Origin of the sequence: Nocardia sp. NPDC046763 (assembly GCF_040645495.1) — a bacterium.
In the GTDB taxonomy this organism is placed as follows: domain Bacteria; phylum Actinomycetota; class Actinomycetes; order Mycobacteriales; family Mycobacteriaceae; genus Nocardia.
Genome location: NZ_JBEYYI010000006.1, coordinates 322,132 through 334,973 on the forward strand (window position 1 = coordinate 322,132; position 12,842 = coordinate 334,973).

Here is a 12,842-nt window from a genome sequence, read left to right on the forward strand (position 1 = left end):
CGTGACAAGACAACCCTCCCTGCAGAACCTTCGATAGCAACATCGTAATGAAAGTCGCCGCAGGTCACGGTGTGAGGGTTAGAACAGGTTCACCCGGCCATACGCCGCGAACTCGGCTTCGAGTTCCGATTTGCCGGAATCTGTCAGAATGTCGTATTCGGGCTCGCCGCGGCCGACCCATCGGTAGACGAGCTCCGTGGTGTGCCAACGCTGTTGCTGCAGTTCACGTTTGAGCACCTTGTTGGAACCGGTGACCGGCAGGTTCCCCGAGACGCGCAGCAGCCTGGGCGCACCCTTGCTGCCGAGATCATCTTGGGCACTGAGGAATTCAGCGAACTCTGTGACATCGAACACGGTCGGCTCGGCCACCTCGATCGCCGCCATCACCTGGTCGCCCGACCGGGGATCCGGGACGCCGTACACCGCAGCGGCGATGACCGCGGGATGACGCCGGATGACCTGTTCGATCAACAGCGTCGAGGTGTTCTCCCCGTCCACGCGGAGCCAGTCGCCTTTGCGCCCTGCGAAATACAGAAAGCCGGCTTGATCGATATATCCCAGGTCACCGGTCCAATACCAGCCGTTCCGCAAGCGTTCGGCATCCGCGACATCGTTTTTGTAATAGCCCTCGAAGACGAGCGCACCCGCCTTGTCGATCATCTCGCCGACTGATTCGTCCGGATTCAATACACGACCGTATTCATCCAATTCCGCTCGCGCGCAATCGGCGAGGGTCTCCGGATTCACCACCGCCACGCCCGGATGGGCCGGGCGGCCCAGCGCCGCGGCCGGCGCCGCCGGGTCGATGGCGGCCAGAGCCGGGCCCTCGCTCGAGCCGTAGCCCTCGAAGAGTTCGGCCCCGAAGCGGCGGCGGAACTCGGCCTGGTCGGCCACCGACGCCTCGGTGCCGAAACCACGGTCCAGGGTGTTGTCGGCGTCCTGCGGACTGGCCGGGGTGGCCAGCAGGTAGCCGAGCGCCTTGCCCACATAGGTGAAGAAGGTCGCGCCGAAATACCGCACGTCCGAGAGGAATCCGGAGGCCGAGAACTTCGGGGTGAGACAGACGGTCGCGCCGTTGGCCAGGGCCGGAGCCCACAACGCCATGATGGCGTTGCCGTGGAACAGCGGCATACAGCAGTAGTCGACGTCTTCGCGCACATGACCGAACTTGTCGGTGGCCGCGTAGGCGATCACCGACAGGCGGCGCTGTGTGCACTTCACCGCCTTGGAGGTGCCGGTGGTGCCGGAGGTGAACAGCAACAGCAGCAAGGCGTCCGGGCCCGCATGGGCGGCGGGCTCGGCCCGATGCGCGTCGACCCGCTCGGCATAGGCCGGATCGTCGATCAGCAGGAACCGCTCGGGTTCCAGCCCCAGATCCAGCGTGCGCAGGCGGGCCATCCCGGCCGCGTCGGTCACGATCAGCTGGCAGTCGACATAGCGAATGTCGGCCTCCAGCTGGGTGTTTCCGCGCGTCGGGTTGATGCCCACCAGGGTCGCGCCCGCCAGTGCGGCGGCGCCCAGCCAGAAGACGAAGTCGGGCACATTGTCCAGCAGCACCCCGATGTGGAAGGGCCCGTCGCGTCGCAGTTCCCGGGCCAGTTCGGCGCGCGCCGCCGACTCCCGCACCACCGCGTCCCAGGTCCAATCCCGGTCGCGGGTCCGCAATCCGAGCCGCTCGTCGCCGAGGCGGTCGAGCAGCATGGTCGCGATATCCGCGCGACGCAGGGGTTGCTCAGGCGACACCGCCGGGGTCTGCGCCGACACGGCCGGGGGCGCCACTGATAGATCCGTCATGCCTGATTCGCCTTCCATATGCCGAGTCTCGCCGCTGTCAGACGGCCGGGTGCACGAGTTCGACGTATTCCCTGGGCAGCTCGTCGAAGGACAACTTGCGGATCTCCACCGGGCCCGAGTGATAGGAGTCCTCGCCGACGATCAGGCCGTTCGCGTCGACCGGCCACAGCAGCAGCTGGCGGAAGGTGATCAGGTAGTCGGCGGCGGGATCGTCGACGGGGATGCCGATCTGGGCGGCGTACGCGCCCGGGTAGATCTGCTTGAGGAAGCCCTCGGTGACCACGCAGTCGTCGTCCACCAGCAGGCGGTCCAGCTCGAACTCCAGGATGTTGGACTTGCTGTCCACGAACGCCGAGTAGTAGGCGTGCACCCCGTCCCACCCCTTCGGGCCGACATCCTGGCCGGCGTTCCAGAAGTGGTAATCCGGTTCCGCGACCAGGGTGCGCATGAGACCGTCCAGGTCGGGGGCGGCCTCGGCCTTCATGTGCTCGATGACGATGCCGAGCACCTGGCGGTGGCGCTCATTGGTGGTGACGGCCAGCCGCTGCTCGAGCAGCTGCCAGGTCTTGGCCGGATCGACAATCGCCATGATGTGAATCTCCTTCTCCCGCACCGGTTGTGCCCACCGATCGTCACCGACCGACGTGACCCGGATCACCCGCCGCCCGTCGCGGGTATCACCGCCCTCACCCGACACCTGTCGGGTCGGGCGGCATGCGGCCCGCCAACTGCGCGGAAGACAGCGTCATGCGCCGCACTGTCAGCACCAGGGTGGCCGTGAACCGGTCCAGGGCCTCGTCCACATCCCAGCCCATCACCGCCTCGACCTGCGCTATCCGCGCGGCCACCGTGCTGTGGTGCAGGTGCAGTTCGGTCGCGGTCCGCCGCAGGGTGCCGAAGACGCAGAACGCCTCCAGGGTGTCGACGGCCAGCGCTCCCGCCTCGGTGGCGGCGAACTCGTTGATCCGCATGACATCCGCGGTCCCCAGCAGCCGCTGCACCGGCAGATCCGCCAGCAGCTCCAGCGCCCCCAGCCGCTCGAACGCGATCACCCGCCGCCCGTGCCAGGTCGACGACGCGAATCGCATCGCGCGGCGCGCCTGCTCCCACGAGGTGGCCGCCGCGAATGCCGGCAACCGCTCCCCCACCCCGATCCACGGCCCGCCGGTTCCCGCCTGTGATGCCGGGAACGACTGCGCGACAGCAGCATTCAAGACATCCGACAGCCCCCGGTCGACCATCGACGGACGCCCGGGCCCGGTCGTGACCGGCACCGCCGAACTGCCGGCCGCGGGCACGGACCGGTCCGAAGCGACAGCCGGGCGACGCGCGGTCTCCCCGGCACCACCGGACGGCGCGAAATCCTGCACCAGCACCGCGGTCGTCGCCCCGATCACCGCCTGTCGCAGGATCGGCACGTGCTCGCCGATGATCCGGACCGCGTCCGCCGCGCCCGGCCCGGCCACCGCCACCACCCGGGTCGCCCGCGCGGGATCCAGGCCGAGCAACCGCATGGCCCGCACGCGATCCTCACGGCGTTCCTTCTCCGAGAGCACCACTTCCAGCAATGCCGGATCATCCATCCGCAGCGGATTGGCGGCCTGCCGCACCGACACCACGCGCAGGCAGTGCCGCAGCCGATCCAGCACCACGCCGTCCAGCGGATGCGCCGCGGCCGACGCCTGTTGCCCGAGCGAACCCGGTGACGCGGCGATCATGCTGTCCCGCTGCCGATTTCGTGGTCCGGCCGACGTCGCACCATTGCGCCGCGGCCGGTCGGATTCCCGCGCGGCGGCCGCGGCCGGCGCCACCTGCCGCTCCAGCCAGACGGCGGGATCGGTCCCGGCCGCGGCAGCGGGTGTGTCCGTGGCGGGCAGCAGGCGGCCCGCGGCGTCGTAGCGGATCACGGTCCCGGACGGCCAGCTCGCCCCGACCGGGCACTCGGCCAGCAGCGCGGCGGCTCGGACGACCGTGTCGGCATTGGCGGCGGACTCGTCGAAATCGTCGAAGTGCCCGATGACGCGCAAGACCGCGGTCGAATCAGCACCGAGCTCGGACAGTCGCAGCGGATTCGGGCTCGGCGCAGGCTCCATCCCGCTGCTCCCTCCACTCTGATGGGATATCCCCTCAGACTCGCAGCCGCTCGGCCGAATTCGTCAGCAATCGGTCGAACCGTCCAACTGAGTGGGACGCGACAACGCCGAGGGTTCAGGCGCGAAGGAACAGTCTGAGCGATTCGTCGACCACCGCATCGCGGGTGCGGTGGTCCGGATCAGCCGCGGGGCGCAGCCAGATGGAGGCGTGGTTGAGGATGCCGTGCAGGCAGTGCAGGGCCACCGAGGGGTCGGGGCAGTCGAAGGCGCCGGAATCGATTCCGCGGTCGATGACCTCGCGGAAGAGGCGGTCGTGGCGGCGGCGCATGGTCTTGATCGCCTCGGAGTGCTCGCTCGGCCAGGGGGCGGGGAACGAGAAGAGCTTGCCGACCTCGGGGTACAGCACGGTCAGCACATGGAGCTGGGCCGCGATCAGGACCCGCAGCTGCTCGGCGGGCGGCGCGTCGGCGGCGGTGTCCAGAGCCTCGCGGAGGCTGGTCAGGACATCGGCGGTGAGCTTCTCCAGGGCCGCGGAAACCAGCGCATCCTTGCTCGGAAAGTAGTGGTAGAGCGTGGCTTTGGCGATATCGGTGCGCTCGGCGACGTCTTCGAACCGCATGCCCTGATAGCCACTGCTGGACAGGATCTGCAGCGCGGCCGCGATCATCTCCGCCTTGCGGCGGTCACGCCGGCGTGCCGCGCGCCCGGCTGGGGCGGCGTCCTCGTCCACGGTCGAAGTCATCGCTCGATCATAGGCGGCGCTCGGGTCGGTTGTTCCGACTACGAAGATGGTTTACCGACTAGCCAGATCAAAACTCGACCCGTAGGTTGAGAAATGTGACGGAGACGAGCGAACCCGAGTCCAGCTACTTCCGGCGAGTCGGCGAACATCGATTCGTCCCCACCCGCCATGCGGGCGGCGCGTGGGCCGACGACGAACAGCACTTCAGCCCGGTCGGCGGCCTGATCGTGCACGAGATCCTGCGCGCCCGCGCCGATCGCCCGGGTCTGGTGTCGAGCCGCATCAGCTTCGACATCCTCGGCCGGATCGGGTTCGAGGAGTTCGAGATTCGCGTCGAGACCGTCCGGCCCGGCCGCACCATCGAGCTGGTGCAGGCCACGCTGACCATCGGCGGGCGCAGCGTGGTGAGCGCCCGGGCCTGGTTCCTGGGCGTCCAGGACACCGACAGCGTCGCGGGCGGGGAACCGGATCGGCTGCCCGCGCCCGATGAGCTGGACTCCTGGGAGCTCGGTTCGCTCTGGCCGGGCGGCTACATCGCCTCCATCGAAACCCGACCGGTCGGCATCCCGCAGCCCGGCCGCACCACGGCCTGGATCACCACTTCCCTGGACCTGGTGGCGGGCGAGCAGTCCGAAGCCCTCGCCTCCTACATCGCGCTGGTCGACACCGCCAACGGCATCGCGGTCCGGCAGGAGCCCACCAAATGGATGTTCCCGAACGTGGACCTGACCATCCACCTCTACCGGCAGCCGGGGGGCGAGTGGACCGGCCTCGATACGACGGTCACCTTCGGCCACACCGGCCAAGGGCTGACCAGCACCGTTCTCCACGACATCCACGGCCCGGTCGGCTACGCCCAGCAGATCCTGACGGTGCGCCCGCAGCCCTGACCGATCGGGTCCTATAGTCGATTGACATGACCTTCCAGAGCGAGAGCAGCACAGTGCCGTCGATCGTCCTGAACGACGGAAACGCGATTCCGACGCTCGGTTTCGGAGTGTTCCAGGTCGCCGAAGCGGAGGCGTTCGACACCGTCACCGCGGCACTCCAAACCGGTTACCGCAGTATCGATACCGCCGCGATCTATGGCAACGAGGTCGAGGTGGGCCGCGCCATCCGCGAGTACGGGCTGCCGCGCGAGCAGGTCTACGTCACCACCAAACTGTGGAACTCCGAACAGGGCTACGACTCCACCCTGCGTGCCTTCGACGCCAGCATGGCGCGGCTCGGAATGGACTATCTGGACCTGTATCTCATTCACTGGCCGGTGGCGCAGGCCGGTCGGTTCGTCGATACGTTCCGGGCCTTCCAGACCCTGAAATCCCAGGGCCGGATCCGGTCGATCGGCGTCTCGAACTTCAACCGCGATCACCTCGAGCGCGTGATCGACGAGACCGGCGAAACCCCGGTGGTGAACCAGATCGAGCTGCACCCGCACCTGGCGCAGACCGAGCTGCGGGCCTTCCACACCGAGCACGGCATCGAGACCGAGGCCTGGAGTCCGCTCGGCCAGGGCGCGGATCTGAAGGATCCGACAATCGTGGAGATCGCGGAGGAAACCGGCCGGACCCCGGCGCAGGTGATCATCCGCTGGCATCTGCAGCTCGGCAATGTGGTGATCCCGAAATCGGTGACCCCATCGCGCATCCGGGAGAACTTCGATGTCTTCTCCTTCGAGCTGACGCCCGGCCAGCTGGCCCGCATCGACGGCGTCGACCGGGGTAACCGGATCGGCCCCGACCCGGCCACCCTCACCGCCGGCCTGGACGTCTGAGCCCGCCGTCCCACCGGGCGCGTCCGGCGACGCGTCACGATGGGGCGGCGGCTATGGGACGGCGGCTATCGAAAGCCCTTCTGCTGGTGGGCGATTCGATAGCGGCCGGGGGTGGTACCGACGAGGGCCGTGAAAGCGGTGATGAAACCGCTGGGATTCGACCACCCGCACGCGTGCGCGACCTGCGTCGTGTCGTGGCCGTCGGCAAGGAGGACGAGGGCGTGATAGACCCGCACCTGGGTGCGCCACTCGTAGAAGGTCATGCCGAGTTCATTGCGGAACAGTCGGCTCAGGGTGCGGGAGCCGGCTCCGATCGCCCGGCCGAGATCCGCCAATGAGCTGTTGTCCCCGGGGTTTTCGTACAGTGTCCGGGCAAGGGCCTGCAACCGATCATCACGGGGCTCCGGCAGTTGCAGTGGCTGCTCACGCGCTTCGCGCAGTTCGTCGACGAGGACGCGATGCAGGCGGGCACGCGCGGCGCGGGCGTACTCGCGGGTGCCGGTGAGCGCGAGCACGACTTCGCGGGCCAGATCGGAGGCCAGGAACACGGCGGGATGGTCCGGTATCAGCCCGGCGAGCGCGGGCGGCAGGAAGACGATCCGCATGTCGGTGTGACCGTGCGCGCGGTGGTAATGCGTGAATCCCGCTGGCGTCCAGGCGATTCGATTGGCCGGGACGATCGAGGTGCCGCGTTCGGTGTGCACCGACAGCACGCCGCGCGCCGCGTACACCAGGTGCCCACGCGAATGGGAATCGGCCGAACTCGCCGCCCCCGACGACCAGAGGTGAGCTCCTCCGGATGCCCACAGCCGCGACTCGAGAGGTTGGCGGCTATCAGGCATAGCTTGGCATTCTATCGGTAGCCCGCCAGGCTGCCGACCCGCAACAGTGAATGCATGAACACGATGACGCGAGTGAATACGACTATGCGAGCGGCGATCTGCGGCCGGGCCGGCGAGCCCGAGGTCCTGGAAGTCCATGAGCTGCCGGTCCCCGAGGTCCGAGAGGGATGGAGCCTGGTGCAGGTGAAGGGCGCGGGCCTGAATCGGTCGGAACTGCGGACCCGCCAAGGGCATTCCCCCAGCGTGCGCTTCCCGCGGGTACTCGGCATCGAATGCGTCGGAATCATCGCCGCCTCCACCGATCCCGCGCTTCCGGAGGGCACGACCGTCGCCGCGGTCATGGGCGAGATGGGCCGCGATTTCGACGGCGGCTACGCCGAGTACGCCCTCCTGCCGAACTCCCTCCTCATGCCGATCACCACCACCCTGCCGTGGGAGGTCCTGGCCGCTCTCCCCGAGTCCTACCTGACCGCCCAGGGTTCGCTCGACACGCTGGGAATCGAGCCGGAGACCAAGGGCCGGTTGCTGATTCGCGGCGGAACCTCCTCGGTGGGCATGGCCGCCGCGTCGATCGCCGTCGGCCACGGCATCGAGACCGCGACAACGACGCGGCAGCCCGACAGGATCGACGCCCTGACCGCGACCGGCGTCGACCATGTCCTCGTCGACGACGGCGAATCACTGGCCGCGAGCGTGCACGCGATCTGGCCCGACGGCCCGGACTACGTCCTGGATCTCGTCGGCGCCCGTACCGCGGTGGACTCGCTCCACCTGGTCCGGCGCGGCGGCACGGTCTGCGTATCGGGCTCGCTCAGCGGATGGCTCATCGCCGACTTCGAACCGATCGCCATGATCCCCTCCGGCACCCGACTCACGGCTTTCCACAGCAAGAACCGCGAGGGCGATGCGGGAACGCCTGTGCTGCAACGAATCATCCACGAGGTCGAATCCGGCACCTACCGTCCCAGCATCGACCGCGTCTTCCACCTGGACGAGATCGTCGCCGCCCATCGATACATGGAAGACAACCAGGCCACCGGCAAAGTCGTGGTGCTGCCCTGAGCCGCCGGGCTGGTGTCGCCCGCCAGTCCCCAAGGACCCTTTCCATGCCGCCACCCCGCCAGGCCGGCACACCGACCCCGGCAACGCGCCCTACACGTCCCCGCCTCGTCAACCGTTGGTGGCAGGTACACACGATTCGGTTGCCGCTGGGGCAAGATGCCTGGCATGAAGGTGATCCTCTTCGGAGCGACCGGCATGATCGGGCACGGGGTTCTCAATGAGTGCCTGCGGGACGAGCGGGTCGAGCAGCTCCTCGCCGTCGGGCGCAGCTCGCTCGGTATCGAGAACCCCAAGCTGCGCGAGCTCGTCCAGCCCGACCCGACCGATCTCTCCGCGATCGCCGGTGAGCTGGCGGAGTTCGACGCCTGCTTCTTCTGCCTCGGCGTCTCCTCCGTCGGCATGAACGAGGAGGACTACCGCCGGATCACCTACGACCTGACCCTGAAGGTCGGTCGCACGCTGGCGGCCGCGAATCCGAAGCTGACGTTCATCTATGTCTCCGGCCAGGGCACCGACAGCACCGAGAAGGGCCGCTCGATGTGGGCGCGGGTGAAGGGAAAGGCCGAGAACGACCTGCTCGCACTTCCCTTCCAGGCGTACATGTTCCGGCCCGGATTCGTCCAGCCGCGCGACGGCGTGGTCTCCAAGACCCCGCTGTATCGCGCCGCGTACGCGGTCACAGGGCCATTGATCCCGCTGTTGAAGCGGCTGGCGCCGAACGCCTTCAACGACAATCGCGAAATCGGTCGCGCCATGATCGCCATCGCAGCCTCCGGCGCGGACAGCCACATCCTCACGCCGCGGCAGATCACCGCGCAGGCCGAGCCGTAGCTCGATCCGGCCGCCGCCATGTCACCGGCGGCGGTATGCCGGGCAGCGCGACACACGACCGGTCAGCGGAAGCCGCCGTAGGGCACCGTGATGATCTCCAGTCCGTGGCCGTCGGGGTCGTTCCAATACAGGCCGCGCCCACCGTCATTGGTGTTGATTTCCCCCTCGAGGGTGTGGCGGGGGTCGGCCCACCAGGTGAGGCCGCGGTCCTTGATGCGAGCGTGGATGGCGTCGAACTCGGGCTCGGAGACCAGGAAGGCGTAGTGCTGGGGGTGCGGGGTGCCGCGGCCGTCGGCGAAGTCGAGGGAGACGTCGTTGTCGAGGACGACCATGAGGAACGATCCGGCGACGACGGGGGCGGGGAGGCCGAGGATGTCGGCGTAGAAGTGGGATGAGACCTGCTTGTCCGAGCAGCGGACGATGGTGTGGTTGAGGTGAACGCTCACAGCGCTTCTCCTGATCATGTTGTGCCGGTAGGGTTCCCGGTTCATCTGAGTCGAATCTGCGGTATGCCCGGGCTCATTCGTGAGATGCCCTGGAACGGGTGCGCGTGTGGTTCTCTCTCCTCGGACACCGATGCCGATGTCGGAACCGGACAGAGGGAACAGCTGGAAGCCGACGATCCACGCCTGGTCCGCGCCCTGCAACTCTCGCCCCGAGCCAGCTTCGCGAAGCTCGGGGCCACGTTCGGTATGCACGAGCGCACTGCCGCCCGTCGCTACCGCCGCCTCCGCCGGGCTGGAACACTGCGCATCTTCGGCATGGTCGACCCGATGGCGGCCGGACATCAATTCTGGCAGGTCCGCGTGCGCTGCTGCCCCGACGCCTCGGAATCCCGGTACGGAATCTCGATGTCGCGCGGCGGGGACTGGAGACGCATCGAGAATGCGGGAAGGAGTGTGACGCCAAGCGGTATGTCACAACGCTGGTGCCGCAACTGGAGATGATCGCGCGTCGGCGGGGTGGAATCTGTGGGCCGGACCGCAGTGAGGCGAGGGCTGGCCACACCTCGGCCGGAGGTAGTCATCGATACCTCCGGCCGGGCGGGTCAGGGTTGCGAGCCGTCGGGCGAGCCGCCCGCGTGGGCGAACTCGGTCAGCTGGCCGGCGAGGGCGTCCGGGACGCGGGCGTGCACCCGGGTGCCGGACTCCTCGTGTTCGGAGCTGAGGATCCTGCCGTCGGCGTGGATGCGGGCGAGCAGGTCGCCGCGGGTGTACGGCAGCAGGACGCTGACCTCGACATCCAGGCCACCGAGGATCTGGCCCAGGAGGTCGCGGAGCTGGTCGAGACCCTCGCCGGTGCGGGCCGAGACGAAGGCCGCGTCCGGCAGCCAGCCGCGCAGCTGGGTCAGCTCCAGCGGATCGAGGGCATCGATCTTGTTGACCACCAGGAACTCCGGCGGGGCGGGCAGCTCGGACTCGCGAAGCACATCGGTGATGACCTCGCGGACCGCCTTGATCTGCTGATCCGGCAGCGGGTCGGAGCCGTCGACCACATGCAGCAGCAGGTCGGCGCCCGTCACCTCTTCCAGGGTGGACCGGAACGCTTCGACCAGCTGGGTGGGCAGGTGGCGCACGAAACCGACGGTGTCGGTGAACACGACTTCGCGGCCGTCCTCCAGGGCGGCGCGGCGGGTGGTCGGATCCAGGGTGGCGAACAGGGCGTCCTGCACCAGGATTCCGGCATCGGTCAGCGCGTTCATCAGCGACGACTTGCCCGCATTGGTGTAGCCGACAATGGCCACCTGCGGGATGCCGCTCTCCGAACGCTTGGCGCGCTTGGTGTCACGGGCCGTCTTCATCTCGCGAATCTCGCGGCGCAGCTTGGCCATTCGCTCACGAATGCGGCGACGGTCGGTCTCGATCTTGGTCTCACCGGGACCACGCAGACCCACACCGCCATTGCTGCCGGCGCGACCACCGGCCTGCCGGGACATGGACTCACCCCAGCCGCGCAGCCGCGGCAGCATGTATTCCATCTGCGCGAGCGAGACCTGTGCCTTGCCCTCCCGCGAGGTGGCGTGCTGGGCGAAGATGTCCAGGATCAGCGCGGTGCGGTCGATGACCTTCACCTTCACGACCTTCTCCAGCGCAGTCAGCTGCGCGGGGGTCAGTTCACCGTCGCAGATGACAGTGTCGGCGCCGGATTCGAGGACGATGGCGCGTAGCTCCTCGGCTTTGCCGGAGCCGATGTAGGTGGACTTGTCGGGGCGGTCGCGACGCTGGATCATCGCGTCGAGCACCTCCGAACCGGCGGTCTCGGCCAGCGCGGCCAGCTCGGCCATGCTCGCCTCGGCCTGCGTGGCCGTGCCCTCGGTCCAGACGCCGACCAGCACCACGCGCTCCAGGCGCAGCTGCCGGTACTCGACCTCGGTGACGTCGGTGAGTTCGGTGGACAGACCCGCGACACGGCGCAGGGCGCTGCGGTCCTCGAGCTGCAGTTCACCTACCGTCGGCGCGGCCGACCAGCCATTGCGGCCGGTCTCGGTGGCGTCGTTGATCTCCTCGTCGAGGTCTTCGGCGGGAGTGAACTCATACGTTTCTGGCTTACTCATACACCTCCATGTTCCCACGTCCCAACGAAGGACCGCATTCGGTTATTTCGCGGCGAAGCGTTCCCCGGCTCGGGAGATGACGCCGTCGAGGACTTCGCGGGAGGGCGGGAGGTCGGCTAACACCGATTCAGCCCTCGCCACATCCGATGACGCGGTCACCGACTCGGACCTGGCACTCGAATGCGCCGCCGCCGCGGTGCTCGGCACCACCGCGGCGTGATCAGCGGATCAGGCGTCCTGCCACCACTTGGCCGCAATGCGGCCCGTCGCCACCAGCTCCGACGGGCCGCGCAGCCAGGCCGTCCCGTTCTCGATGCCGACCGTCACCACGCCGCCGGGAATGCGGACCTTCACATGCCCGACATCGGAGGCCAAGTCGAAGCCGTCGCGGGCCAGGGCGGCCGCCGCCGCGGCCACGGTTCCCGTTCCGCAAGACCGGGTTTCGCCGACGCCGCGCTCGTAGACGCGCATGTCGACGCCCCGCTCACCATCCGAGCCGACCGTCAGCGCGGTGAGGATCTCGACGTTCACGCCGTTCGGGAACAAGGTGTGGTCGAAGCCCGGCAGCTGCTCCAGGTTCAGTTCGGCGAGCGAGGCCGGGGTCAGTTCCGGGTCCACACAAGCCAGGTGCGGATTCCCGACATCGATGCCGAGGCCGGTGAATTCGCGTCCGCTCACGGTCGCGGTCGAGACGCCGAGCGTCTTGACCCGGCCCATGGCCACGGTCACCTCGCCGTGCACGGGATCGGCGTGGTGCACCACCACCGGCCGCGCGCCCGCGCGCGAACCGACCACGAACTCCTCGCTCTTCTCCATCCCGGTCGCGACCAGGTAGTGCGCGAACACGCGCACACCGTTGCCGCACATCTCGGCGATGGATCCGTCCGCATTGCGGTAGTCCATGAACCAGTCCCCGGCGCTGACGCCCTCGGGCAGCCCGGCCAGCACACCGGTTTCGATCAGCGCGCCCGCGCGCGCGACCCGCAGCACCCCGTCCGCGCCGAGCCCGCGCTGCCGGTCGCACAGCGCGCCGACCCGGGACGCGGTGAGCTCCAACCACGCGTCCGGGTCGGGCAGCACCACGAAATCGTTCTGGGTGCCGTGGCCCTTGCTGAATTCGATGTCAGCGGCGCTGTTCTCGCTCGTCATG

The 12,842-nt window shown here is 68.4% G+C and carries 13 protein-coding genes; 5 read left to right on the forward strand and 8 right to left on the reverse strand.

Going from position 1 to position 12,842, the window contains the following annotated elements:
- Positions 1–78 precede the first annotated feature (78 nt).
- The 4 genes from ABZ909_RS13065 to ABZ909_RS13080 form a co-directional block, all read right to left on the reverse strand.
- Positions 79–1,701: an AMP-binding protein gene (locus tag ABZ909_RS13065; RefSeq protein WP_356998546.1), complete on the reverse strand. Its 1,623-nt coding sequence runs from the start codon at positions 1,699–1,701 to the stop codon at positions 79–81.
- A 130-nt stretch (positions 1,702–1,831) separates the two neighbouring features.
- Entirely contained in the window at positions 1,832–2,383 is a 552-nt protein-coding gene (locus tag ABZ909_RS13070; protein WP_356998375.1) for a nuclear transport factor 2 family protein, read from the reverse strand.
- A gap of 97 nt (positions 2,384–2,480) precedes the next feature.
- Positions 2,481–3,887, reverse strand: coding sequence for a helix-turn-helix domain-containing protein (locus ABZ909_RS13075; protein ID WP_356998377.1), 1,407 nt, complete (start codon positions 3,885–3,887; stop codon positions 2,481–2,483).
- Positions 3,888–4,002: 115 nt separating this feature from the next.
- Complete coding sequence (locus tag ABZ909_RS13080; protein ID WP_356998378.1) at positions 4,003–4,629, reverse strand: TetR family transcriptional regulator; 627 nt, start codon at positions 4,627–4,629, stop codon at positions 4,003–4,005.
- A gap of 95 nt (positions 4,630–4,724) precedes the next feature.
- Here ABZ909_RS13080 and ABZ909_RS13085 point away from each other — a divergent pair, with 95 nt between their 5' ends.
- Complete coding sequence (locus tag ABZ909_RS13085; protein ID WP_356998379.1) at positions 4,725–5,519, forward strand: thioesterase family protein; 795 nt, start codon at positions 4,725–4,727, stop codon at positions 5,517–5,519.
- A gap of 26 nt (positions 5,520–5,545) precedes the next feature.
- Complete coding sequence (locus ABZ909_RS13090; RefSeq protein ID WP_356998380.1) at positions 5,546–6,403, forward strand: aldo/keto reductase; 858 nt, start codon at positions 5,546–5,548, stop codon at positions 6,401–6,403.
- A 65-nt stretch (positions 6,404–6,468) separates the two neighbouring features.
- Here the strand turns inward: ABZ909_RS13090 and ABZ909_RS13095 are convergent, their stop codons facing one another.
- Positions 6,469–7,245, reverse strand: a complete 777-nt coding sequence (locus ABZ909_RS13095; RefSeq protein ID WP_356998382.1) for a helix-turn-helix transcriptional regulator — start codon at positions 7,243–7,245, stop codon at positions 6,469–6,471.
- Between the two features lie 72 nt (positions 7,246–7,317).
- Here ABZ909_RS13095 and ABZ909_RS13100 point away from each other — a divergent pair, with 72 nt between their 5' ends.
- Together ABZ909_RS13100 and ABZ909_RS13105 are read left to right on the forward strand one after the other, a co-directional pair.
- Positions 7,318–8,307: a zinc-binding dehydrogenase gene (locus ABZ909_RS13100; protein ID WP_356998383.1), complete on the forward strand. Its 990-nt coding sequence runs from the start codon at positions 7,318–7,320 to the stop codon at positions 8,305–8,307.
- Positions 8,308–8,472: 165 nt separating this feature from the next.
- Positions 8,473–9,138: an NAD-dependent epimerase/dehydratase family protein gene (locus ABZ909_RS13105; protein ID WP_356998385.1), complete on the forward strand. Its 666-nt coding sequence runs from the start codon at positions 8,473–8,475 to the stop codon at positions 9,136–9,138.
- 62 nt (positions 9,139–9,200) lie between these two features.
- Here the strand turns inward: ABZ909_RS13105 and ABZ909_RS13110 are convergent, their stop codons facing one another.
- Positions 9,201–9,584, reverse strand: coding sequence for a VOC family protein (locus ABZ909_RS13110; protein ID WP_356998387.1), 384 nt, complete (start codon positions 9,582–9,584; stop codon positions 9,201–9,203).
- 84 nt (positions 9,585–9,668) lie between these two features.
- Here ABZ909_RS13110 and ABZ909_RS13115 point away from each other — a divergent pair, with 84 nt between their 5' ends.
- Complete coding sequence (locus tag ABZ909_RS13115; protein ID WP_356998547.1) at positions 9,669–10,085, forward strand: AsnC family transcriptional regulator; 417 nt, start codon at positions 9,669–9,671, stop codon at positions 10,083–10,085.
- 101 nt (positions 10,086–10,186) lie between these two features.
- On the opposite strand, the gene hflX is transcribed toward ABZ909_RS13115, so the two are convergent.
- The gene (gene hflX, locus ABZ909_RS13120; protein ID WP_356998389.1) at positions 10,187–11,692 is read right to left on the reverse strand and encodes a GTPase HflX; all 1,506 of its coding nucleotides are present in this window, start codon (positions 11,690–11,692) and stop codon (positions 10,187–10,189) included.
- Between the two features lie 228 nt (positions 11,693–11,920).
- Entirely contained in the window at positions 11,921–12,841 is a 921-nt protein-coding gene (gene dapF, locus ABZ909_RS13125) for a diaminopimelate epimerase (protein ID WP_356998390.1), read from the reverse strand.
- Position 12,842 lies beyond the last annotated feature (1 nt).